Source organism: Listeria grandensis, from assembly GCF_014322885.1.
GTDB classification, from domain to species: domain Bacteria; phylum Bacillota; class Bacilli; order Lactobacillales; family Listeriaceae; genus Listeria_A; species Listeria_A grandensis.
Genome location: NZ_JAASUG010000004.1, coordinates 19,465 through 44,012 on the forward strand (window position 1 = coordinate 19,465; position 24,548 = coordinate 44,012).

Genomic DNA, 24,548 nt, shown 5'->3' on the forward strand with positions numbered 1-24,548 from the left:
TTTTTGCACGGGATTTTGAGGAGAAATTGAAAAAATTTATCCTAGCTGAAAACCTGTTTGCATTTTTTCTGCATTTTCCGCATGATTTTTCATTATAAAATAGTTCTTGTAAGACAAACATAAATAGAGAATTGGAGTTGGCAACAATGGATGAAATGGTAAAAACAGTACAGAGTTGGTTGAACAAAACATATCAAGGTTATGTCGCAAAAGGCGATTATCAAATGATTCCTGAGAACGGGAAAACAGGATGGACGACGGTGTATGCGTTAACGCGAGCCCTTCAAATCGAGCTTGGTATCTCACCTACCGCGGATAATTTCGGGCCGGGAACAGAAAAAGCGTTCAAGCCGCTGACAATCGGAGCAAGCGACGACAAACCGAGCAATATCAACTATATTCTGCAAGGCGCATTCTACAGCAAAGGCTATAGCCCCGGCGGTTTCACTGGAACGTTCGGTGGACAAACGCAAATCGCCGTTAAAATGTTCCAAAAAGACGCTGGACTCGCGACGCAAGATGGTGTCGTATCGACGATTATTATGAAATCCCTGCTTAACATGAGCGCGTTCCAGACGGTAAGTGGTGGCAATTTCGCCGTTCGGACGGTTCAGCAAAATCTAAATCGGGATTATAGCGCTTGGATTGGTACACTCGTTCCGTGCGATGGTTTATACGGTCGTGACACGAATACCTCGCTGATTTACGCCCTTCAAAAAGAAGAAGGCATGGCGCGCACGACGGCGAACGGCAATTTTGGGCCAGGGACGACGACAAATTTGACAAACCTGATTCCTACCTTCACATCGAACAAGGCACTCGTTCTACTTTTACAATACAGTCTCGCGTGCAACGGCCTGCCGATCAATCAGTTTAGTGGCGCATACGACGCAGAAACGACGAATCTGGTGAAGCGCTATCAAGAATTTATGAAAATGAGTATCACGACCGGCGCGATTAATATGGGTACGTTCAAAGCGCTGCTATCAAGTGCTGGCGATACGAACCGAAGCGCGACTGCCTGCGATACTTCTTACGTCCTGAATACCGACCAAATCGATACCTTATGGAATGCCGGTTACCGCTACGTTGGCCGCTATTTAACAGGAAATGTCATCCGCGGCGGCGTTCGAGTTCCGAAAGCAATGAACCAGGCAGAAATCGCAGCAATCCTGAAAAAAGGCCTGAAAATATTTCCAATCTATCAAGACGGCGGCTATGAAATTCCCTACTTCGAGGTCCCACTTCAAGGCATTAGCGACGGCTATAAAGCCATTGATGCCGCATACAATCTCGGTTTCCCAGCAGGAACAACGATTTATTTCGCGGTCGACCTCGACGCCTACGACTATCAAATTACAGATTTAATCATGCCCTACTTCCAAAACCTACGCGCCGCATTCAAGCAAAATCAAGATTTGCGTTCCTACCAAATCGGCGTTTACGGTGCCCGCAATGTGTGTAGTCGCCTGAAAAACGCAGGCCTCGTCGATAACGTCTTCGTTGCCGACATGTCAACCGGATTCAGCGGCAACCTGGGCTTCCCGATGCCTGACGACTGGGCATTCGATCAATATTTCGAAATGTCGATCGGCACAGGAAACGGGAAATTAGACATCGATAAAGTCACGTATTCAGGCGCAGACAAAGCCGTTTCCGTCGTGACCCCACCACCAGTGAGCGATACGCCCAATTCCGCAGCGATTAACCGCGCGCGTTTGATGAGGATTCGTGATGTGTTGTATGGAAATTCAAGTTTGGCTGCGTTAGTCGATGATAAAGTTACCTTTGAACTAGAATTAGAGAAAATTAATACTCGTGTGATCACACCAAATCTTACCGTTAGCTTCAAAGCCAGTGCAAAGTTAGTCAATCCAGGTGACGGTGGTGCAACTGTTTCCGTAAAAGATGGTAAAATCAACGCTTCCTTCGAACAAGAAATATCCAACTGGACCGGCTCTCTCTCAACAGAAGAAGCTGGAAATACAAAAAAACTTATTGCTGATTTAGCGGCTAAAGTGGTAGTTGGAGATATAACTGTGAAATGGACACCTGCCAAAGACTTCATAACTATCACGATTACAGCAAACGTTCCTGAGATTGAAGTTACTGAGAGCTATAAAACAAGTGCTTCCATGAGTGTTACATTAATTATAGACAATAAAAACAAAGAGTTAGATTCACAATGGGATGCAATTACAAATGCAGTTACTGATGGAGCATTAAAAACTGTAACAACTGCCATCATTTTATATGGTCTATACAGTGCTAGTACTATAGGGGCAACTGTCCTTGCTCCCGTAGCAATTACACTAGCCGCCATTGCAGTAGTCATTAAAATAATTCTAGATAAATCTTCAAGTTAATATTATAATTAAACCTGCATTCGTTGTATAATGAATGCAGGTTTAATTATTACATAAGGAGGTTATAAATTGAGAATACCAAAAATAGAATTAAACAACTTTTCCAATCTTATAACAGGTTTAATAAAACAAGCAGATAACATTGAAGCACTATGTTATGCGCTAAATAAGCTTACCCTTGAAGATTTAGAAAAAGTAAAAACCTATTTTTCGGGGAGTGCCACACGCATTGTTGCAGTTAGACAGAGAGAAATCGTAATGGGCTCATTTTTGGCAGGGATGATGATTTTTCTCTTTAACCTTTATCAATCTAACTTAGTCGTATTCTTTTTCTGGGCTTTATTCTTCTTCACTTGCCTACTGAGTTTCTTTCACCTGCTATTAGCGAGAAAGCCAATACATCAACAAATAAAACTTGCATTTAACAGAACTAAGTACGATCGCATCGTTTCAATCGCAGACATAATACTAAATCAACGTTATGAAAATCAATTACAAAACACAATAGAGGCATTCTCTCCAAACGAAAATATTGAAAAAGTTGATAGCACTCTATAGGAGGATTACGATGAAAATACTTAAATCTGATCTCCAAAAATTTTCGCAGCTCATTGAAATTATAAGTGAGGATGGCGATAACGAAATCAAATTACAGGAAAGTTTAAGCAAATTAACTATAGAAGATTTAGAAAGGCTAAAATCATATCTTTCTGGGACTAGATCATTGACTCCCTACAGCGCCTTTTTTCTTATTTTAAGCAATTCATTTTTAGGGAGCTTAGCAGTATATCTTGTTTTTATGTATCAAACAAACCCTCTGATTCTATTTATCGCTCCATGTATTGTGCTAGCAATCCTACTTGAATTTTTTCTTGTTATAGTTAAAGTTCCATTGCCTGCCCATTTAATATTAACTCACCGTAGACGAAAATATGATCGAATTGTCCAAGTCATCGAGACCATTCTGAAAAAACGTTACCTAAAAGAATTACAAAATGCAATCCTTGATTTCTAAATTAAAGCATCGAAAAACGCCTTTATATCAGCGTTTCACGATGCTTTTTTGCTGTCTAAAATAAAAATAAAGATGGGCGATTTCAGACAGGTTTGGTCGTGGAATTCGTTGTATAATGAAGCTATATTAAAGATGAATGGAGGTCATAATATGACAACAGCAACTAAAACCATGCCGAAAGAAATTTATCGTTATATCGAGCATGAACTTATCAATTATCCCCGAATGATAGAACGTATCAATGAGTTAACACAATACTTACAGCACGAGAAAAATCCGCAGTCCCCTCCCTATAACACGCTTCATCTGGACATTAGAATTGAAAGGCTTTCAACCGTAGTTCGATGTATAGAAAATGTCATCCGTAATCTGAACTCGCTCGGTGATCCTTACCAAGAATTCATTAAGCTACGATATTGGCGCATCAACTCCAACACAACAATGGAAGGCATCGCACAAAAAATCCACGTAAGCCGTCGAACTGCATATAATATGCAAAACCGTATTATTCAGATGGTTGCGAGTGAATTGGGTGAGTGGAATTAACTTTATTTAGTATAAACAATGAATAATTTCAAACAATTATGCAAAAAAATTAAAAATGGCAAATTAGCCAAGTAAAGTTGGTTTGTATCGGGATTAGGAATAAAGATATTCTGTTGTGCGATTATAACAAATCCATCCATATTATCCTTGGAAATAATGCGGGTCTTATATAGATTATAGTTGTAATTATCACCAGTTAGCAGTATGATATGTATAGTTCTATTTGCTTTGTACATATTGTTGATTAGGGAGTAGTTCAAAAAAAGAATGATGGGAGAGAATGTAATGAGTTTTAGAAAAAGAGTTTTACCGTTTTTATTGATTGTAGGGTTTGTATTTGCTGGGGTGCTAGGAGTTTCATCAACAAAAGCATTTGCGATGGGTTCGAAAGGAAGTTCAAATATTGCATTTCACACTGATGCTAATAATTACTCAAAAAGTGCAACTACAATTGACGTTACTGGAAATAGCCCTTATGGTGCTGTGGTTGTGGAACTTTATAAAAAAGGAGATTCTAAATTTTATAAACGTATAGATGTTAATAAAAGAGGAACTTATAAAGTTTCCTTTTCATTAAAAGGGCTTAAATCTGGGCAATATGATGTGCATGTCAACACCGATTGGTCCTACCTTGCATTTCATGCAGAACTTACAAATTACCTAAATGTACAAAGATAATCCAAGAAAGAATCTAAACACAGGTTCTTTAGACTAGAAAAATACACACCAAAAATCTAAAATAAGATTTTTGGTGTGTATTTTTGTGTTATAGAAACTATCTTTCTCGCTGTACTCTTAGTCATTCAGTTTAGATTGTGCAGTAGCTGCTGCTGCTTTATTATTAATTGGTTGATCAACTTTTGATGAATCTTTACCAGCTTCTGTTCTTTCCTTTTTCAAATCATAGTAAGCTTCAAATATTTCCTCAGAAATTTTCATGTTAACCTTAGGATCTGTACTTCCATTATCTCTGTATCCCCAAGGAACTACTACAGCAATAGATATCTCTGGCTTCTCAGCTGGAGCATACCCAACAAATGTTGTATTCCATACTTTTGCCATTGCATTATCTTTTTTAGGGCCATCATAAAATGCTTGAGCTGTACCTGTTTTACCCGCAACTTCAACGGGAACATCTTTAAAATATTTATTACCCGTACCATTTCCGCCATGAGTAACTTCATAAAAGCCTTTTTGAACCTCTTTAATTGCTGAAGCAGGGGCACCAACTTGATTTAAGATTTTTGGCTCAATTTCGGTTGCTACCTTTCCAACAGTATCTCCATTCGTACTTGGATCACGAATTTCTTTTAACATAGTTGGCTCAACTCTAGAACCACCATTTGCAATTGTGGCTCCATACTGCGCTAATTGCAAAGGAGTGTAGGAATCATACTGACCAATGGAAAAATCGAGAATTTTACCCATTGTCTTATCATCACCTTTAAAACCAACTTGCTCTCCCGGAAGATCTATACCAGTCTTAACGCCTAAACCAAACTGATTATAGTAATATCTCATTTTGTCAAACGTTTCTGCTGAAGCACGTAATGGTCCATTATATACATATTTTGCTCCGGCCATTTTCATCGACGTCTGGTACATATAGGAATTGGATGAAATCTCTAGAGCTCCGACGGGATCAAGCGATAATGAACGTTCCCCATTACGGTTAAACCAAGAACTCTTCTTGTCAGTACCTTTAAATTTAATAGGTTGGTCTACAAAAACTGTATTCTCAGAAATAGCTCCGTCCATTATTCCACCTAATACAGTCGCACCTTTTACAGCAGATCCCATATTGTAAGCTGAGGTAAAGTTGCCAAGTGAATAATCTTCATACTCACCTTTATCATTAATCTGTTGTCCAGCTAATGCCAAGACTTGTCCAGTATAAGGATCCATCGCTACCGCAAACGCTCGGTCAAATAAATCAGAGCTTCCAGCAGACTTGCCAATCCTCATATTCTTCTTCAAAATCTCCTCAATCTTCTTCTGCAACTCAACATCCACAGACAAGACTAAATCCTTACCTTTAGAACCTTCATATTTCTCAACCGTCTCAATAATATTCCCATTACTATCTAGAACACTATTCGACTTCGATTTTTGGCCGGCCAGCACAGATTCATACTGCGCCTCCAAATAACTACGACCAACACGATCATTCCGGCTATATCCTTGTGCTAAGTAATAATCCACTTTATCACTTGGTATACCTTGTTTCTCCGTCGATACGCTGCCTAAAATCGAACGCAATGTTTCATCATACGTATAAAAACGATTCCAGTCTGTCGTCGTATCCACACCCGGCAGGCTTTCCAAGTTTTCACTTACTTTTGCGATTTCTTCGTCCGTCACGCCTTTACTCTTAACCGCAACTTGTGATAACGCATAGCCTGTCGTCATTTTCTTGTAAATTGTCGCGATACGTTTATCGTCCTCGGTCAAACTGTCTAAATCATCTTTTGTCACGCCTGCAATTTGCTTCTTATATACTTTACCGCCATCTAAATTTTTATCAGCTTTGCTAAGTCGTGCCATTGATTTTTTCTCATTTGTCAAAATCCAATAATCTTGTAAATCGCGTTCTGTCAGCTTCTCTGGTGTAATTGCGATCAGTTTATCCAACTTCTTCGCAACAGAAATCATCTCGGATGGTGGTGTCTTCTCGCTACGAGCATACGTGATTGATTTTACTGCCGAATTCCCTACCAAGAGGTTGTAATTTCGGTCGTAAATAACACCACGCGGCACGTTCTTCGTTACACTGACATCGTCTGTTTCCTCTAATTGTCGTTTATATGTTTCTCCTTGAACGATCTGTACCACTCCTAAGCGCAAAATCAAGGCGGAGAATAATATAAATATCACGAAAAATAGGATGTTCAAACGCAACGGAATGACTTGCCTTTTCTTCTTTGGTTTGTCTGTTTTCTTAATAAATCTATTTTTCACTCGTCACAATCCTTCCTTTTTCAGCACTCATCTACTTCTATTGTAGCTGAATTTTGGTAAGATTACCACTAGAGTTTGATGAGAAATTTATTAAGAAAAGTTAAAGGCCTCTTTAAAAATGCTGAATTTCAATTCCAAGCAAAATAAAACCGCATGCACACATGGCATACGGCTCGATTTTTTTAAAATTATTTCGCTGCGTCGAAGTATTCGCCAGCTTTGTTCCAATCTACTACGTTCCAGAAAGTTTTGATATAGTCTGGACGAACGTTTTGGAATTTCAAGTAGTACGCGTGCTCCCAAACGTCAAGACCGATAACTGGTGTGTAACCATCTGTAATCGGTGAATCTTGGTTTGGTGTAGAAATAATCGACAATTTGCCGTCTTTCAATACAAGCCACGCCCAACCAGAACCGAAACGTGCAACGCTTGAATCAGCGAATTTCGTTTTGAACTCTTCGAAGCTACCAAATGTAGCATTGATTGCATCTGCTAAAGCACCGGATGGTTCGCCGCCACCTTGAGGGCTAAGAATGGTCCAGAAGAATGAATGGTTCGCATGTCCGCCACCGTTGTTACGAACAGCAGTGCGAATGTTTTCAGGGACACTATTTAAATCAGCAACTAAGTCCTCGATAGATTTAGTAGCTAAATCGTCATGTCCTTTAAGTGCATCATTTAATTTCGTTACATAAGTATTGTGGTGCTTCGAGTAGTGAATCTCCATTGTTTCTTTATCGAAATTCGGCTCCAAAGCATCGTATGTGTAAGCTAATTTTGGTAATTCGTATGTCATAATAAAAACTCCTCCTTGATATATATTTGAAAAAGCAAACACTCCTAAATAGCTACCCGATCCAAGTCGAGCAATCCATTTAGAAAATCTAACTTCTTCCTACAACTATAAGATTATCACTAGGCGGCAGGGTAATGCAATTTAAATGCTTACATGGAAAGCAGAAATAGGCCATTCCCGCAGAGAAGCTAGGACATTGCTACTATTGGATTTTAATTGCATACCATCTTCTCCTATCCTTGCAATCCTCCCAATTTCAAGCTATTATGTAGAAAGAAAACCAATCTTATACAGAAGCGGAAGATTTGCGTTTCCTCTCTGTATAAATAAACCAAGAATGAGGTGCATCACAATCAAATGAATATTTTCAAACGCTTTGCAAAAAGTATTTACTCTCCAGAAGATATCGCGACATTCCGTGCGGACAAAATATGGAAATCGATCCTTTACATAATTTTAATTTCGATTCTAATCTTTTTACCAATCGGCTATCACACTGCCACTGCCGCGAACGACGCGATGAAAGTTGGCGCGGACACAATTAAAAATGACATCCCTGATTTCACTGTGGAAGATGGGAAGCTCGTCTCGAAAGCGGATAAACCTATCACGATCGATCAAGGAAGCGTCTTTTTCTACTTTGACTCGACCGACAGTCTAACTACGGACAAAATCGACAATCAACTTGGTTCAGCAGATAGCGCTATCGCCTTTTTATCTGATAAAATTTACATCAAAGCTCCCGGCGTAGATCAATCTGTGAGCTATGCGACAGCGGGAATTGAATCAAAAGCTGATCTCGTGAGCTTTTACCAGTCGATGGAGGACATGTCGAAATACTTTATTCCGATATTGCTCGGCATCATTTTAGTCGCGATGATCCTTATCTCCTTCTTCAAAGTAGCGCTATACGCCCTATTTGGCTACATTATGAGCGGTTTTGGCCGTATGGGTATTAGTTATTTCAATAACTGGAACATTGCGGCGTACAGTATGACACTTGCTGCGGTCTTCACCATGATTATGTATTGGTTCCAAATTACGGTGCCATATCTTTCAACAATCAACATGGCTGTCAGCTTCATCATCATTTTCCTAGTTATTCGACAAATTCCACCTACGGATCAAAAACAGCCTGTAAAATAGTTCAATCGGAAAAGACTGTATCTTGCGCAATGCTAAGCGAATGGATATAGTCTTTCCATTTGATACAGCTATACAATAAGTTGGTGTTAAAAATTCCTTTTTTAGCCTTTTCAAATTCTTGTAACGGTGACACAATGCCATTTTCTCACCAATTTCTAATAAACAAGATGGATGATTTTTCACACGAATAGTGGTATCATTAGTAATGCATTAATAATAACAAATCCTACACGTTAGGATTATAAGGAGCGAATCGCTTTGACAGAAAGAACACATAGATCAAATACGCGGCCCGTAAAGGTTGGTAATTTGACCATAGGCGGTAGTAATGAGTTATTTATCCAGAGTATGGCCACAACGAAAACGCACGATGTAGAGGCAACCGTTGCTGAAATTCATCGTCTCGAAGAAGCTGGGTGCCAAATTGTTCGTGTCGCCGTCCCTGATGAGCGCGCGGCGGATGCCCTTGCAGAAATAAAAAGCAGAATTTCGATTCCACTCGTAGCTGATATTCATTTCGATTATCGCTTAGCTTTAAAAGCAATCGATGCTGGTGTCGACAAAATCCGGATTAATCCCGGTAATATTGGTCGTCGTGATCGTGTTGTGAAAGTCGTAAACGCAGCCAAAGCAAAAGGAATTCCGATTCGTATCGGTGTTAACGCCGGTAGTCTTGAGAAAAAATTTATCGAGAAGTACGGGTATCCGACGGCGGAAGGTATGGTGGAAAGCGCACTTGACCATATCAAAATTCTTGAGGATCTTGATTTCCATGACATCATCGTGTCGCTTAAGGCTTCTGATGTTAACTTAGCAATCGAAGCATACGATCTAGCATCTAAAGCATTCGATTACCCACTTCATTTAGGTATTACAGAATCAGGTACCCAATTTGCCGGTGGTATCAAAAGTGCTGTTGGGCTTGGTGCGATTCTAAGTAAAGGTATCGGGAATACGCTTCGTGTCTCCCTATCTGCTGATCCTGTGGAAGAAATCAAGGTAGCGCGTGAAGTGCTGAAATCATTCGGTTTATCATCGAACGCAGCGACACTCATTTCGTGTCCAACATGTGGTCGTATCGAAATTGATTTGATCAGCATCGCAAATGAAGTAGAAGAATACATTTCCACAATCAAAGCTCCGATCAAAGTAGCCGTGCTTGGTTGCGCCGTAAATGGACCAGGAGAAGCGCGTGAAGCGGACATCGGTATCGCTGGAGCTCGCGGAGAAGGACTTCTTTTCCGTCACGGTAAAATCGTTCGTAAAGTACCAGAAGAAACCATGGTTGAGGAATTGAAGAAAGAAATCGATATCCTTGCCGAAGAACATTTCGCGAAAAAAGCTGCCGAGGAAGCCGAAGCAGCAAAATAATTCAAATAAACGTCGATGCTGATTGTTGCGCATCGGCGTTTTTCTGACGTTTTATTCCTTACCAGATTTCAACTTTTTGAAAATAAAGTATTTCAATGTCCACGATGCTGCAACCAATAAAACAAGGCATAGAAATTGTAATTCAAAAGTGAATTTTATCCAAATTTTAAAGGAAATTAAAATAACGACGATAATAAACCCTACCATAAAACCATTTTCCTTCTTCATGTCATTCCCCTCCATGTTATTCTTAGTTAGACGCACGATACGTCGTTACGTAACTTTATCCCAGATTCCATCATTGAAACATCTTTTCAATATATAAGAGGTTTGACGACACTCCTAGTTGTAGCTCATTTGCTTTCACCGCCAATCTTTGTTACCATAGTTAAGGTCAACTATTATACAAACCTGACAGGAACGGATTCACCGTTTCCTTCTTGTTTGCTTGCTAGACGCTACACAGAAACTTATCTAGCAATGAAAGTGAGGAATTATGGGAACAAAAAAGGAAACTTCGCACAAAATTACAAATGTCTTTTGGATCACGCTTGCCATCACATTGGTCTTCGTGACAATTGGGATTTTAACACCGAAAGGTCTTGCTAGCGTCACAGCAAACATTCAAAATTTTATTACGACAACATTCGGCTGGTATTATTTGATATTCGTATCAGTCCTCGTTATTTTCTGTTTCTATTTGATTTTTAGTCCGATCGGTTCGATTAAACTTGGGAAGGCTGGGGAAAAACCGAAATATTCAACTATTTCCTGGTTTGGCATGTTATTCAGCGCCGGAATGGGCGTAGGGCTCGTCTTTTGGGGCGCAACCGAACCACTATCACATTATGCGATTTCAAGCCCGGAAGCATCACCTGGATCGAATCAAGCATTGATGGACGCATTTCGCTTCTCCTTTTTTCATTGGGGCATTCATGCGTGGGCCATTTATGCATTTGTTGGCTTAACACTAGCCTACTTCCAGTTTCGCCATGACAAGCCGGGACTAATTAGCGCAACACTTGATCCGCTTCTTGGAAAATGGATGAAGCCTTCTGTCCGCGTTACCATTGATGTGATCGCTGTTTTTGCAACGATTGTCGGGGTCGCAACAACGCTTGGCTTCGGCGCCACGCAAATCAACGGCGGGCTTTCGTTCTTATTCGATATTCCAGTCGATTTTAAAGTACAAATCATCATTATTGCCATCGTAACTGTACTCTTTCTAACATCAGCAATGAGTGGTTTGGGACGCGGCATGAAGTGGCTTAGTAACACAAATATGGTTTTAGCAGTACTGCTGATGATCATCGTGATTGTCGTTGGTCCAACCTTACTTACGCTCAATATGCTCACCGACGCAACCGGCGCTTACATGCAAAATTTTATCGGCATGAGCTTCCGTACGGATCCTGTGAATGCAGCTGGTCGTGAATGGATTAATAGCTGGACAATTTTCTATTGGGCCTGGTTCATCTCTTGGTCACCATTTGTCGGTATTTTTATCGCGCGGGTTTCCAAAGGCCGTCGGATTCGTGAGTTTCTAGCTGGTGTTATCCTGTTACCAACGCTACTGAGTCTTATCTGGTTCGCTGTTTTTGGAACGGCTTCTACCTCTGTTCAGCGCGCTGGTTTTGATTTAACACAATTGAAAACAGAAGAGGTCCTATTCGGGACATTCAATCATATGCCACTTGGTTCTATTCTCTCTGTTATCGCGATTTTCCTAATCGGTGTCTTCTTCATCACTTCTGCAGATTCAGCCACGTACGTGCTCGGTATGCAGACGATGAACGGTGTCATGAACCCTGCAAATCGCGTGAAATTTATTTGGGGTATTATCCAGTCACTGATTGCCTCGATTCTACTTTTCAGCGGTGGTTTAGAAGGGTTACAAAACATGCTTATCATCGTCGCCTTACCGTTTTCATTTATCATGCTACTGATGATGCTCTCCCTGTCCAAGGCCTTGCGAAAAGAACGTCGCGATCTTGGTCTCTACATCAAACCAAAATCCTTGCGCAAGTCAAATTCGTAGAGGTATGATGGTGAGTGAAGGAGTGAAAACTAGATGAAAAATTTGAACTATGTCGTCCTTGATTTCGAAACAGCCAATGGTTCGCGTACAAGTCCCTGCTCGATCGGGATGGTCAAATATGTGAACGGCGAAAAGCACTCGGAATACTATCAACTCATCAATCCTGAAGAAGACTTCTACCCTTCCAATATTCGCGTCCATGGCATTTATCCAGAAGATGTGTGGGAATCACCAAATTGGTTAGAAGTATATCCAAGCATTATGCAATTTATCGGTGATCTTCCGGTTGCAGCTCACTTTGCTACATTCGATATCAACGTTTTTCGCGCCACGACAGAAAAATATGGGCTTCCCTTACCGGAAAATCTCTATTTCTGCTCCTGTGTGCTATCTCAGAAAATTTTACCGCTTCGTTCGCATAAATTGAACCTGGTAGCTGATTACTTCGGTATCTCATTTGAGCACCATCATGCGCTAGAAGATTCTGAGGTCGCTGCCGATATCGTGCGCGAACTGGCGAATATTCAACAAGTCGACACGATTGCTGAACTGGTGGATTCTATCGGTTATCAATTTGGTCGAATAAATGGCACGAATTTTGTTATGAAAAAGAAAACGCGGTCCCGTTAGGTAGCATCTCATAAGGAAGTAAATAAACTTTAGAGTGACAATTAATAAACGGATAATGTATAAAGCAATATGTCTTTGTGAACGCGTATCAGCGCTCTAGACATATTGCTTTTTTATTTTATGTAGTTTAAAATACTAATCAATCTTCTAAAGCCACCATTTGCTTTTTAAATTAAGGTGTAAATGCTCATTTCGTCCTTCTGTCACGGTAAATTCCTCTAGTTCTCGTTTCTTTTAAAACGAGCCACTGTACAAGGGATTAAAAATGTTCTATCAGACTCAACATAATAATGAAGTTAAATAATACTAAAGGGTTGAACGAAAAACAAAGGCGAGTGAATTTTTATTTTGAGAATTACCGGGAATTAGAAATTAATTATATTGTAAATATTGTCACAATAATAGTGTATATGCTATACTAAAAGTGTGCTACTTAGTCGAAAAAAGCGATACTTCCAGTGAAGAGGTATCGCTTTTTAAAATAGAAATGATAATTTGTTGTTCACGTATACAAAATGATATGAATATTGACTAGTCTTGATTAGTGAACTTTTCAAAACCATCATAACCTGATTTGCCGAAAATAATTTTACCATCTTTAACAGATTTAATATTTAAATCTATGACTAGTTTCGTAGAATGTGCAGGTACATATAAAAGACTTTCTCTATGTTCTCTACCGTCAATTGTATAATACACAAACATTTGGTAGTCTTTCTTAGGTGTGAAAGTACTATTGAACAGGATTGATTCATTCTTTTTTAAGCTGTTGATATTAGCGATATTTGTTTGATTTTCCTCTGCTGTAACTAATTTAAACCTTAGCTCCGGAGAGTTAGCAATTTGATTACTAACTTTAATATTAATACCATCATCCATTGATCGGTAGGAACCTTGATTTGCGAAAGAAAGTAGGAACCATATCCCAATACCAATAATAATAGCACCTAACACAATAGTCAAAGACCACATAACTTTATTTTTCATAATCCTTCCCTTTCTGCAATAAGCATTTCATGGTTAATATATTTTATCATAGAATTAAATAAAAAAGGAGAGTTAACATGAGAATCTTATCGAAAGCAATTGCAGCAACAACCATTTTTGCATCTGTACTTTTTGTAACATCAATTTCAAGCCCCGAGGTGAAGGCGGAGACATCTGAAATTGAGTTAAGCGACTCTGTTTTAGATGCTCTTACTACAGAAGATTTTGTACAAGCATATCAAATAGTAAATGGAAAATTAGATGTTGAAAAAACTAGTGATGATATTTTAGACCAAGAAACAATTAAAGCCTTGAACCAAATATATATTAATAAAAACAGACCACTTCTAAAGTCTTCTACAGGGCTTCCAGTTTCGTATGATAGATTGAATAGCAAGGAAAAAGGCTATGCAAAAAGCAGTCCGTACCAAGCAGGAATAGTTTATAATTGTTCAACAGCCGCTACTAGTCTGGCAGGAAAGTATTGGGTAAATGGTACAGCTGATTTTCACAATGGAAACGCGTATAGACATGCAGTGTGGAATGGTATAATGACTAGAGAAATGGATGCTACAAAAGCCAAAAAGTGGGCAGATGCACACGAATATGGACAAAAAGGTGTCGGTCCTCAAATGGATCTCCAAAATAATGCAACGGGTAGAGCTAGATATGCTGCTTTGAAAGCCAATGATGGAATATGGTGGAGATCACCTACGTATCAAGAAATAAGCAATGATATAATGAAACAAGTTACTAGTGGAAAATTAGTTCGAATCGTGAATGGAAAATTAGTGAAAACCAATTCTTCAGGAAAGAAATAATATACACAGACTGTAGAAAACAGGATTTTCCGTTGATAATCGATGGAAAATCCTGTTTTTGTGTAAGTATGAAAAAGTGCTAAAAAGGCATCGCCTTTTCCTATATGTAAGCCTTATCATTATTATACAATAAAAAAGACTATAAACATGTAATTTAATACTTTGTCTACAGTCTGAGAGGAATTCAATAATACTTCCTTATCGGCTAGGCTACTCCCATTAATGGAGTCGCGTTTTTTATGCATCTATCTGGATTGCCAATACCAAAGAATAGCTAGGCGTTCGATCTCTTTTACGAATCTGTCCTTGCCATCGCTGTAACCCCCGATATCATCAGGAAATTGTTCTCCTAAGCGGCTTTTTAGTTCCTCATATTCACACTTTTTCTTCCGCGTACTCTCGCATATAATCACGGAAAGCTAAATGTCGCTCTATCTCCGTGAAATTACTCATCTCAAAAGCGTGGATATGAGACGTTCTGCGATCTCCTCCCTTGCGATAGAAACGCTACCTTTAATGCCAAATTTCCCATCACTTCATAACCAAATTTTTTTAAACCAGCCGCAAATGGATCCAGTTCAACCACATTTTGCACAACGGGCAGTTTTAGATCTGTACGGACGTACTCCCCTACTTCAATTCGCCCCATTTTGGCATAAAAAGCACCCTCAGATCTACTACTCTAAGGGCGCAAGGATAAGTCTATCCTACTTTAGCAAGACATTCCGGACATTTACCGTATACTTCGAATTTATGCCCTTCCACTTGGTATCCCGGCAAGGCTTCTTCTAAAAAATCCATAGGACACATGCGAATTTCACGCGTTTTGCCACATTTCATGCAGATGAAATGGTGATGATGTTCCTCATGCGCACAGGACAATCGGAAATGTTTCTCACTCGACAGCTCCGTTTCTTCAAACAACTCTAATTCGACAAACAAAGATAAATTACGGTAAATCGTATCAAAACTAATGCCAGGGAAATCTGCTTTCATGCATTCTAAAACTTCTTTTGCCGTCATATAACGATTTTTCCGAGCAAATAAATGGATGAGGAATTCTCGCTTATCTGTGTGTTTGTAGCCTTTTCGTTTCATTAATTGTAACGCTTCGTTAGCTGTTAGAGACATTCGATTCACTCCTTTTTTCCGCAATCGCTATTTTTTGCTTCATTTTTTGAACGCTGATAGTTGTTACTAAAATAATCACGGAGATGATCACAATGGAACCACCTGGCGCTAAATCGAGATAAAAAGCACTGATAAGACCACCGATTACGGAGATTTCACCGAACAGAATCGAGTAACCAATCGTTTGCTTGAACCCTTTAGCAATCCGGATCGCCGCTGCCACTGGTAAAGTCATCAATGAGGAGACGAGCAGAATCCCCACAATGCGCATGCTAGACGCGATCACAAGTGCCACGAGCAACATGAAAATCACATCGACTATCTTCGCAGGAATTCCTGATGCTTTGGCATACTCTTCGTCAAACGATAACAAAAATAGTTCTTTATATAAGAAAAATACGGTGAATAAAACAATACATGCCGTTGCCAAAATCGTCCACATATCCGACCGACTCACTGCGCTGACGCTCCCGAACAGGTAACTAAATAAATCGGTGTTAAAACCGTTAGCCAACGAAATAAAAATAACACTGAAACCCATACCCGCTGACATAATGATCGGAATCGCCAATTCCTGAAACTGCTTATAAACATTGCGTAATTTTTCCATCAAAAGCGAGCCACCAACTGCAAAGCCAAAGCCTAGATAAAGGGGGTTTAGTGCCACGAGTGGGAGATACATCTTGCTTAAATAAAGGCTCACTGCAATGCCCGCCAGACTAACGTGGCTCAGCGCATCCGCCATTAAAGACAGGCGTCGTACGACAATAAAGCTTCCTAAAAGCGGTGCAACAATACCAATCACAATTCCAACAATAAATGTATTTCTAATAAAATCATATTCAAACAGGTTCGCAATCACAGTACGTCACCCCCATCCGACTCACTTCTAGTGCTTCCAGCTCGCGTTCTTCTAGGTATAATTGATAATCCACCGCAGTACCATCAAATAACACTTTTGTATTCATGTTAACAATATGATCCACATAGGAGTTCACTGCCAAAATATCGTGCGTCACAAGGAGCATCGTGATATCTTCTTTTGCATTTAGATCCTTCAACAACTCATAAAAAGACGTCACACTCTGCGCATCAATCCCAACCGTAGGCTCATCCAAAATCAGCATCTCAGGCTTGCTAACGAGCGCTCTGGCGATGAAAACACGCTGTTGCTGTCCACCAGAAAGTTCCCCAATATTCCGCGTCGCAAACCGCCTCATATCCACGGTTTCGAGTGCTTCGTATACCGCGTCAAAATCGCGGCGATTCAATCGGTGGAACAAACCTTTCTTTTTAACTAAGCCACTCGACACGACTTCCTTGACAGTAGCTGGAAAAGCACCGTTAAATGCATTTGATTTTTGTGAAACGAAGCCGACTTTAGACCAATCTTTGAACTGGGCTTGTGGCTTACCAAATAAAGTAATCTCCCCTTGTTGCGTTTTTAGGAGACCTAGAATCAATTTCAACAGTGTAGATTTTCCAGAGCCATTTGGGCCGATTATTCCTGTGAAACTACCTTTTTTGATCGATAAGTTAATCTGTTGGAGCACTTCTTCTTTATCATAATGGTAGGAAATGTTCGCTACCTTCAATATTTCATCCATACCTCAAAAAACTCCCTCTACACTTAAAAAATCTTTACTTGCTCTAGTATACATAAAAAATCGCCCCTTGTAAATCGTAATGAATCTTATTTATAGGAAACTTAAAAAAATCGGAGAAACCGCAATGGCTTATCCGATTCACTACATTATTTCTCCATCTAAAATAACTTTTCGCATTTGAATTTGTGTTGCTACCTCAGTAAAACCATTTTGCAACAATATTGGGATAAACGCTTTGTTCGTTTCCTGATTACTTATCATACAAGGAAGTGCCCCATACCGGTTAAAGAATGCTTGTAGCCCATCTAAGATTTGGCTGTTATCATCCAAGTTTAGTTGTAGCAAAGTAATGCTCTTATCAGAAACCCTATAAATAATATCTCCCAACAATTGACGATCGCGCCATATAGAGGCAGCTTGCGTTTGTTCGGAAATCAAGTTTTGCCATGGTGTTTCATTCTTTTCGAAAAGAGATTCGCTTACCCTCTTTTTAAGTTGGATACCTGCCTTGCCATAATCCTGCAAATTCCCATTCAAAAAGATAAGATCCGTCGTCTTTTGGTAGCCAAGCGACTCATACAAACGAATAGCTGCATGATTATTTGAGATAACCTCCAACCATGATTCTGTGATATTTTCCTTACTATAAGTGGTAATTAGTGCTTCCATAAGTTGGCGAGCCAAACCTTGTTTTCTGAACCTTGGAATGATGGCGATACCACCAATCCACGCAATCTTTCGCGATTGAAATATACGTGTCCCCGTGAGTGCAAACCCTGCAAACTCGCCATCTATTTCAACTACTAATGAGTCGTCTGCTGATAAATACAGACTCGCCATTCGTGCTTCAAAACTAGCTTCTGTCAATATAGCTGGAACAAGATAATCTGCAAAGGCTTCATTCCAAAGTGCGACTTGTTGCGATTTTGTGAGTTCTGCTAAACGCAATAGTTTCATAATTTCCCTCCTCTAGATAGAAGAAACAGCCCCTATGAATAGAAGCTGCTTCTCGTTACATGTTATTTTGAAAATATGTCTGTTAAAATCGGCACGACTTGCTTCTTGCGAGAAACAACACCAGCAAGTGGTGCAACATTTGCTGCAAAAGTGATACCATAAGCGGCTTCAACTTTGTCCGTCTTGCTTCCAAGCGCGATACCTACAGAATCGTTTGTTAGGATATTCGTCACCACAAACAGATATAAATCTAAACCTTTATCAACAATACGCTGGTTCATCAATGCTTCAATCTCTGCTTGACGCACCAACACGTCTTGCTCGTCTACTACATTGATTTGTGCAATCTCTACTTTAGAACCGCCCATTTCAAACTCTTTGGCATCAAGTAATAATTCTTCGACTGTTTTGGTGGAAACATCAGCACCTGCTTTTAACATATCTAAGCCATATGTAGCCGTCTCAATACCTGCAATCACAGCAAGTTTTTCTGCAACTTCTTTGTCCTCTGGCGTGCATGTCGGTGATTGATACAAAAGCGTATCGGAAATGATTGCCGAAAGCATCAACCCCGCCGTCGTGTTGGAGATTTCAATGCCTTTTTCCTGGAACATTTTATAAAGAATGGTTGCCGTGCATCCAACTGGCTCTGCGCGGTAATACAAAGGATCTGCCGTTTCAAAATTCGCGATACGGTGGTGATCGATGACTTCCAAAACGGTAACATCAGCAATATCATCGGCGCTTTGTTGCTTCTCATTATGATCTACAAGGCTAACCGTTGTTACTTCATTTGCCACCGTCGCAACAAGGCGCGGCGCTTCTACTTTAAAATATGCAAGCACGAATGCTGTCTCACTATTCATTTCGCCAAGACGAACCGCTTCGATATCTTGACCTTGCGCTTTCTTTAGCTCCGCATACGCAATCGCAGAACAAATCGTATCTGTATCTGGGTTCTTATGTCCAAAAACGAGTGATTTTGTCATGTTTTTATCTCCTTTATTAGCGCCTTATTCAGCTGCCATGATTTTCGTTAAAAGCTCTGGATCAAATGTCTGACTGCGAAGCATCGCAATTTCATGTTTATACGGCGGTTTCTTATTTTTCTTATCTTCACCCACGTAAGGCGTTTCAAGAATTTTCGAAATGTCATCTAACTGCGGATGATGCACGATATAGTTAAGCACATCAAAACCAATATGACCAAAACCGATATTGGCATGCCGATCTTTATGAGCGCCTCGTTCGTTTTTACTATCATTGATATGGAGCACTTTTAAGCGATCCAACCCAATAATCTTATCAAAATCGTTCAGTACACCATCAAAATCATTGACAATATCGTAACCTGCATCATGCACATGGCAAGTGTCAAACGTTACCGACAAAAGCTCATTATGGGTGACACCGTCCATAATCGCGGCAATTTCTTCAAACGTCCGTCCGATTTCGGTCCCTTTTCCCGCCATTGTTTCTAGCGCAACTTGTACGTTTTGATCCGGTTTCAAAGACTCATTTAAGCCTTTAATAATTTGCTTGATGCCTGTTTCTGCACCCTCGCCAACATGTGCACCTGGATGAAGTACAATCTGCTTCGCACCGAGCGCTGCCGTCCGTTCTATCTCTGATTGCAAAAAGGTCACGCCGATTTCAAATGTCTCTGGTTTCACAGCATTTCCGATATTAATAATGTACGGCGCATGAACCACGATATCCGTGATCGCATGCTCCTTCATATGAGCAAGTCCTGCTTCAATATTCAAATCTTCAATCGGCTTGCGTCGTGTATTTTGTGGCGCTCCCGTGTAAATCATAAATGTATTCGAACCATAAGATGCAGCTTCCTGACTCGCAGCAAGCATCATCTCCTTACCACTCATCGAAACATGTGAACCTAATCTTAGTACCATAGTTACCTCCCGCGTTTGTTCATTTTACGTTCGCGACGCTTAATTTCGTTCATTTTGTAGTTTAGTTTCTTTTTATAGTTTGGTTTCCCTTTTTGTTTCGCTTTTTTACGCATCCCAATTTCGCGTGGATCCGCGGCTTCGCGTTTAGGCTCCCGCTTTTGACGACGATTGCGGTCATCCGTATCGACAAATTCGCCGTTCTTAAGATCCACATGCTTGAATTCGATGTTCATTTTTTCAAGTTGGTTTAGCGCATCCTCATCCGACGGTTCGTAAATCGTTAACGCAACACCAGAATGCCCTGCGCGTCCTGTACGCCCCGTTCTATGGATATAAAAATCAAGATCGCTTGGCAACTCGTAATTGATGATGTGACTGATTCCTTGAATATCGATACCACGCGCGGCTAAATCTGTCGCGACAACGTATTGAAATTCCAAGTTCTCCAGCTGCTTCATCGTACGCTTACGTTCACGAGCCTCTACACCACCATGGATTTTTGCGACTTTCAAACCGCGTTCCGTTAAACCTTTTGCAACTTCATCAGCCATTGCTTTCGTATTTGTGAAAACGACCGCCAAATATGGTTGATAGGCTACAAGCGCATTTTTAAGAATGTCTACCTTGTCCTTACTACGACGCGCAATCAACTGGTGTTTCACATCTGTATTGGCCAGTGCTTGCGGTTGAATGTGTTCATAACGCGGATTTTCCATATATTTCTTCAAGAAGGGTTTTAATTTTTGCGGAATTGTTGCTGAGAAAACAAGCATTTGCAGATTTTCTGGCATTTTACTCGCAATTTGGTCAACGTCCATCAAGAATCCCATGTCTAGCGTCATATCAGCTTCATCGACAACAAAAACTTGCGTCGTATGCACAAGTAAAGCCGTTTCGCGAATAAGATCATTGATTCGACCGGGTGTACCAACCACGATATGCGGTTGTTGCTTCTTCAAGCGATCGATTGTTCGTTGTTTATCCGTACCACCAATAACGAGTAGCGAGCGAATCTCATCATCGCTATATTTGATAATTTTTTTAATCTCGTTATGGATCTGCGTCGCAAGTTCGCGGCTAGGTGCTGTAATAACTGCCTGCACACTGTCTTTGTCCGCTTTAATTTTGTTGATGATTGGCAATAGGAAAGTATGCGTTTTACCTGTTCCCGTTTGGGATTGTCCCACAACGCTTTCGCCCTTCATAATCGCCGGTATTAATTTCTGTTGTACTTCTGTTGGTTCATAAAAACCTAATTTATCAATGGCAAGCTGAATAAAAGGTTGAAAATGAAATTGATCAAACCTTGTTTTTTTGTTCATTTTTCCACTCCGTTCTGTTCCTAAACGCTAGTATATCACATTATTGCCTGCGCCGTCACCATAAAAGTTAGTTTATTAGTGTTACGATATCATCTTTATTTTTCAATTATTTAACAAGAACTATACTGTATAAGTAAATGAGGAAGGATTAGCTATCCATGCTTTTACATGATTGCATAAATAAAGAGATCCAGCATCTTCATTAGCTGGACCTCTACAAATAATTTAACTATTAAAAATTTTTAATTAAACACTATCGATTATCGAGAAAACATAACCATGACTGTCAAGCCTTTCCTCACTTTAGCAATTCCCAAGCAATTAAACTATCTGGTTCTTCTCCTTGACTCCACCACTTAGCTTGATATATTTTTCCGTTATATTCCACTTTCTCTCCCGTATTGTAACCTTTTGATCTGTCCCAATCCACAAATCCATTATCTACTAATTTCCAAACTTCGCTTTCACTTGGTTTATTATCAATATTCCACCATTTAGCGATGTACTCTCGTCCGCCAAATATTACCGTGTCCCCAAAAACATAAATTTTACTATTTGACCATGTATTTTTAGAACTGTCATGTTTTATATTAATAGAACTATCTATACCGTTCGCTGAATAAATATCCTCATTAAAATTCTCATCATTATATGTCACGCTGGTCTCAGGCTTTATAAGCATTCCCGTAGCATTTGCAGTCAAAGGAATAGTTATATTTGTTGTAACGTCCTTCTTTAATGTACCCACAGTAAAGGTCAGCTCTCGCGTTGTCGCATTGTAATTTTCTGTTTTAACGGATGTATTCGTTGCTTTCAGGCTTTCTGGTACATAGGTTAATTCGGTTGGGATTTTTACTGTAATTTCGTTATTCGCTGCAGATGAGCCACCAACATTTTTTACAAGTATGTCGTAATTTATATTTTGATTCACTTCCGTTACATTGGAAGAAAAGCTACCAGTTAAAGTTAAGATTGATTGTGTCGCAAATTGAACATTATCAAGTAAATTACCTACACTTAATTTGCCTCCTGCTGTACTAATAGCACGAAATTGGAATCGTGTCATTGTCTGTCCAGCTGGAATAGTATATTCACCTTTATATAATCCCCATTGTTTTACACCATCTTCCATCTCACTTTGTTGAATCATTTCACCATCAGGAGCACCAAATTCAACGACAGCGGTATCCACCCCAGCTCTTCCCTTATGGTATGTCTGCCAACGAACTTTCACGCCTGGTGTTGTTGGAATATCTTGATAAAGAGCCGCATTTGCATATGCATTTAACTCGGCCCATTGCTTGCCAGAAGGAGGATTAACATTAAGAAATCCATTTCCTTGTAACTCTATCATCTTATCTGTTGATGATGTTTTCCATCCAGGAATTTGGCTTTCATTTACTATGATATGCGTTCCGCTAAAAGAAGGGTTTTCGAAATCTCCATTCTCTATAACAATAACTTTTGAATCTGTTTGAAGACTTTTCGACACTTGATTTGTTTGTGCTAACACATTCACTGGAGTAAATGCCTCCAAACTAACAGGGCTTAAGACCAATCCTGCTGCTACACTAATAAAAATTGCTTTTTTCATAAATTAAATCCATCCTTTCTTTTTTTGAGCATATCTTCCTCACTCAAATTAATTTTATACTTTTTAAACTAAAAAATCTGTATCTAAAAATTTACAATATTGCTTATAAATAACCATTAGAAAGCGCTTTAATTATGAATTCTATATTTTATTATTAGCTCCCTGTGTATTTGAACAATATCCAACCAAATATAGAAAAAAGTGAATTAAAAATTCGACTAGTTGAAACCTCAACAAAACTGGCTTATAATAGAGAAGTAGTCCGCATTTTATTGGTATCACGCGACTCTTGCTACACCTTGAGAAATATAGGAGGTTTAATATTGGAAATTATTAAGATTGCCCCTCGTGGTTATTGTTACGGTGTGGTCGATGCGATGGTGATTGCGCGAAACGCTTCACTTGATCCGAATCTCCCCCGCCCAATTCATATACTCGGCATGATTGTTCATAATCAACATGTCACAGAAGCCTTTGAAGACGTTGGGATTGTTACACTTGACGGCCCTAATCGAGAAGCTATTTTGGATCAAATTGAGAGCGGTACTGTCATTTTCACAGCACATGGTGTTTCACCCGCCGTGAAAGAACGTGCCAAAGCGAAAGGCCTGACAACGCTTGATGCCACGTGCCCAGACGTGACGCGGACTTACGATTTAATTTTAGAAAAGAAACATGAAGGCTTTCATGTGATTTATATCGGCAAAAAAGGCCATCCAGAGCCTGAAGGTGCCGTTGGTGTAGCGCCTGACATCGTGCATCTCGTAGAAAATATGGAAGATGTAGATGCGCTCAGCCTTACTAATGAGAAAATTTTTGTTACGAATCAGACGACAATGAGTCAATGGGACGTGATGGATTTAATGGACTACATCCAGTCTGTTTACCCACAAGCAGAACAGCATCAGGAAATTTGCATGGCTACCCAAGTTCGCCAAGAAGCCGTTGCAAAACAAGCGGTTGGCGCAGATGTGACGATTGTTGTCGGTGATCCTAGAAGTAACAACAGCAACCGTCTTGCTCAAGTATCGGAAGAAAAAGCCGGTGTTTCCGCCCATCGTATCGCCAATATTGAAGAGCTTAATCTCGATTGGATTAAAGACGCGAAGAAAGTCGCAGTAACGGCTGGTGCCAGTACGCCGACACAAATTATTCGTGAAGTCCTTGTTTTTCTAGACGATTATGATCCAGAGAATCCAGCAACTTGGGAGCGTAAGCACGATGTTGATCCAGTCAGCATTTTGCCGCGTGCCCGCAAGAAAAATATCGAAAAACAACGCGCCGCTCGTTTGGAACACTTGAAGAATGGCGGTAAATAATAAAGAGGATTGGAGCAAATTCTGCGCTCT

Annotated in this window: 25 protein-coding genes; 11 read left to right on the forward strand and 14 right to left on the reverse strand. The window is 39.9% G+C overall.

The window, feature by feature from the left end; genetic code table 11:
- The first annotated feature begins 146 nt into the window (after nucleotides 1–146).
- The 5 genes from HCJ54_RS06620 (at nucleotide 147) to HCJ54_RS06640 (ending at nucleotide 4,605) form a co-directional block, all read left to right on the forward strand.
- Nucleotides 147–2,366 carry a glycoside hydrolase domain-containing protein gene (locus HCJ54_RS06620; protein ID WP_187137083.1) on the forward strand — a complete coding sequence of 740 codons (2,220 nt, stop codon included), beginning with the start codon at nucleotides 147–149 and terminating at the stop codon, nucleotides 2,364–2,366.
- A gap of 69 nt (nucleotides 2,367–2,435) precedes the next feature.
- Nucleotides 2,436–2,924: a hypothetical protein gene (locus tag HCJ54_RS06625; RefSeq protein WP_187137084.1), complete on the forward strand. Its 489-nt coding sequence runs from the start codon at nucleotides 2,436–2,438 to the stop codon at nucleotides 2,922–2,924.
- Nucleotides 2,925–2,934: 10 nt separating this feature from the next.
- Nucleotides 2,935–3,381 carry a hypothetical protein gene (locus HCJ54_RS06630; protein WP_187137085.1) on the forward strand — a complete coding sequence of 149 codons (447 nt, stop codon included), beginning with the start codon at nucleotides 2,935–2,937 and terminating at the stop codon, nucleotides 3,379–3,381.
- Nucleotides 3,382–3,531: 150 nt separating this feature from the next.
- Nucleotides 3,532–3,927 (forward strand): hypothetical protein, encoded by a 396-nt coding sequence (locus HCJ54_RS06635; RefSeq protein WP_187137086.1) that lies wholly within the window; start codon nucleotides 3,532–3,534, stop codon nucleotides 3,925–3,927.
- Between the two features lie 285 nt (nucleotides 3,928–4,212).
- Nucleotides 4,213–4,605, forward strand: coding sequence for a hypothetical protein (locus tag HCJ54_RS06640; RefSeq protein WP_244966912.1), 393 nt, complete (start codon nucleotides 4,213–4,215; stop codon nucleotides 4,603–4,605).
- A 117-nt stretch (nucleotides 4,606–4,722) separates the two neighbouring features.
- Here the strand turns inward: HCJ54_RS06640 and HCJ54_RS06645 are convergent, their stop codons facing one another.
- Complete coding sequence (locus HCJ54_RS06645) at nucleotides 4,723–6,885, reverse strand: penicillin-binding transpeptidase domain-containing protein (RefSeq protein ID WP_187137087.1); 2,163 nt, start codon at nucleotides 6,883–6,885, stop codon at nucleotides 4,723–4,725.
- 188 nt (nucleotides 6,886–7,073) lie between these two features.
- Nucleotides 7,074–7,682: a superoxide dismutase gene (locus tag HCJ54_RS06650; RefSeq protein ID WP_222712979.1), complete on the reverse strand. Its 609-nt coding sequence runs from the start codon at nucleotides 7,680–7,682 to the stop codon at nucleotides 7,074–7,076.
- A gap of 357 nt (nucleotides 7,683–8,039) precedes the next feature.
- On the opposite strand from HCJ54_RS06650, the gene HCJ54_RS06655 reads away from it, so the two are divergent.
- Both HCJ54_RS06655 and ispG read left to right on the forward strand, forming a co-directional pair.
- Nucleotides 8,040–8,828: a DUF1189 domain-containing protein gene (locus tag HCJ54_RS06655; RefSeq protein WP_185408648.1), complete on the forward strand. Its 789-nt coding sequence runs from the start codon at nucleotides 8,040–8,042 to the stop codon at nucleotides 8,826–8,828.
- A 258-nt stretch (nucleotides 8,829–9,086) separates the two neighbouring features.
- Nucleotides 9,087–10,199, forward strand: a complete 1,113-nt coding sequence (gene ispG, locus HCJ54_RS06660; RefSeq protein ID WP_036065078.1) for a flavodoxin-dependent (E)-4-hydroxy-3-methylbut-2-enyl-diphosphate synthase — start codon at nucleotides 9,087–9,089, stop codon at nucleotides 10,197–10,199.
- 51 nt (nucleotides 10,200–10,250) lie between these two features.
- Here the strand turns inward: ispG and HCJ54_RS06665 are convergent, their stop codons facing one another.
- Nucleotides 10,251–10,427 carry a hypothetical protein gene (locus tag HCJ54_RS06665; RefSeq protein ID WP_159101108.1) on the reverse strand — a complete coding sequence of 59 codons (177 nt, stop codon included), beginning with the start codon at nucleotides 10,425–10,427 and terminating at the stop codon, nucleotides 10,251–10,253.
- Nucleotides 10,428–10,695: 268 nt separating this feature from the next.
- On the opposite strand from HCJ54_RS06665, the gene HCJ54_RS06670 reads away from it, so the two are divergent.
- Entirely contained in the window at nucleotides 10,696–12,237 is a 1,542-nt protein-coding gene (locus HCJ54_RS06670; protein ID WP_187137088.1) for a glycine betaine uptake BCCT transporter, read from the forward strand.
- Between the two features lie 33 nt (nucleotides 12,238–12,270).
- A complete protein-coding gene (locus HCJ54_RS06675; protein ID WP_036065082.1) occupies nucleotides 12,271–12,867 on the forward strand; it encodes a 3'-5' exonuclease in 597 nt (198 codons plus the stop codon).
- Nucleotides 12,868–13,398: 531 nt separating this feature from the next.
- Here HCJ54_RS06675 and HCJ54_RS06680 read toward each other — a convergent pair.
- On the reverse strand, nucleotides 13,399–13,854 hold the full coding sequence (locus tag HCJ54_RS06680) for a hypothetical protein (protein WP_187137089.1): 456 nt from the start codon (nucleotides 13,852–13,854) through the stop codon (nucleotides 13,399–13,401).
- A 77-nt stretch (nucleotides 13,855–13,931) separates the two neighbouring features.
- On the opposite strand from HCJ54_RS06680, the gene HCJ54_RS06685 reads away from it, so the two are divergent.
- Nucleotides 13,932–14,675 (forward strand): DUF6973 domain-containing protein, encoded by a 744-nt coding sequence (locus HCJ54_RS06685; RefSeq protein ID WP_187137090.1) that lies wholly within the window; start codon nucleotides 13,932–13,934, stop codon nucleotides 14,673–14,675.
- A gap of 375 nt (nucleotides 14,676–15,050) precedes the next feature.
- Here the strand turns inward: HCJ54_RS06685 and HCJ54_RS15675 are convergent, their stop codons facing one another.
- From HCJ54_RS15675 to HCJ54_RS06740, 10 genes are all read right to left on the reverse strand, one after another.
- Complete coding sequence (locus HCJ54_RS15675) at nucleotides 15,051–15,128, reverse strand: hypothetical protein (protein ID WP_425324798.1); 78 nt, start codon at nucleotides 15,126–15,128, stop codon at nucleotides 15,051–15,053.
- Between the two features lies 1 nt (nucleotide 15,129).
- On the reverse strand, nucleotides 15,130–15,324 hold the full coding sequence (locus HCJ54_RS06700) for a hypothetical protein (protein WP_187137092.1): 195 nt from the start codon (nucleotides 15,322–15,324) through the stop codon (nucleotides 15,130–15,132).
- Between the two features lie 53 nt (nucleotides 15,325–15,377).
- The gene (locus HCJ54_RS06705) at nucleotides 15,378–15,806 is read right to left on the reverse strand and encodes a Fur family transcriptional regulator (protein WP_187137093.1); all 429 of its coding nucleotides are present in this window, start codon (nucleotides 15,804–15,806) and stop codon (nucleotides 15,378–15,380) included.
- The gene (locus HCJ54_RS06710; RefSeq protein ID WP_187137094.1) at nucleotides 15,790–16,668 is read right to left on the reverse strand and encodes an iron chelate uptake ABC transporter family permease subunit; all 879 of its coding nucleotides are present in this window, start codon (nucleotides 16,666–16,668) and stop codon (nucleotides 15,790–15,792) included. Before HCJ54_RS06710 ends, HCJ54_RS06705 begins: the two co-directional genes overlap by 17 nt.
- Nucleotides 16,649–17,413 carry a metal ABC transporter ATP-binding protein gene (locus tag HCJ54_RS06715; protein WP_036065089.1) on the reverse strand — a complete coding sequence of 255 codons (765 nt, stop codon included), beginning with the start codon at nucleotides 17,411–17,413 and terminating at the stop codon, nucleotides 16,649–16,651. The genes HCJ54_RS06710 and HCJ54_RS06715 overlap by 20 nt, the downstream gene beginning before the upstream one ends.
- 141 nt (nucleotides 17,414–17,554) lie before the next feature.
- Nucleotides 17,555–18,370: a GNAT family N-acetyltransferase gene (locus HCJ54_RS06720; protein ID WP_187137095.1), complete on the reverse strand. Its 816-nt coding sequence runs from the start codon at nucleotides 18,368–18,370 to the stop codon at nucleotides 17,555–17,557.
- Between the two features lie 62 nt (nucleotides 18,371–18,432).
- Nucleotides 18,433–19,359, reverse strand: coding sequence for a manganese-dependent inorganic pyrophosphatase (locus tag HCJ54_RS06725; protein ID WP_187137096.1), 927 nt, complete (start codon nucleotides 19,357–19,359; stop codon nucleotides 18,433–18,435).
- Between the two features lie 24 nt (nucleotides 19,360–19,383).
- Nucleotides 19,384–20,283, reverse strand: a complete 900-nt coding sequence (locus tag HCJ54_RS06730) for a deoxyribonuclease IV (protein WP_187137097.1) — start codon at nucleotides 20,281–20,283, stop codon at nucleotides 19,384–19,386.
- Nucleotides 20,284–20,285: 2 nt separating this feature from the next.
- On the reverse strand, nucleotides 20,286–21,605 hold the full coding sequence (locus HCJ54_RS06735) for a DEAD/DEAH box helicase (protein ID WP_036065092.1): 1,320 nt from the start codon (nucleotides 21,603–21,605) through the stop codon (nucleotides 20,286–20,288).
- 298 nt (nucleotides 21,606–21,903) lie between these two features.
- Nucleotides 21,904–23,199: a carbohydrate-binding protein gene (locus HCJ54_RS06740; RefSeq protein ID WP_187137098.1), complete on the reverse strand. Its 1,296-nt coding sequence runs from the start codon at nucleotides 23,197–23,199 to the stop codon at nucleotides 21,904–21,906.
- 323 nt (nucleotides 23,200–23,522) lie between these two features.
- On the opposite strand from HCJ54_RS06740, the gene HCJ54_RS06745 reads away from it, so the two are divergent.
- A complete protein-coding gene (locus tag HCJ54_RS06745; protein WP_187137099.1) occupies nucleotides 23,523–24,518 on the forward strand; it encodes a 4-hydroxy-3-methylbut-2-enyl diphosphate reductase in 996 nt (331 codons plus the stop codon).
- The last annotated feature ends 30 nt before the right edge of the window (nucleotides 24,519–24,548 follow it).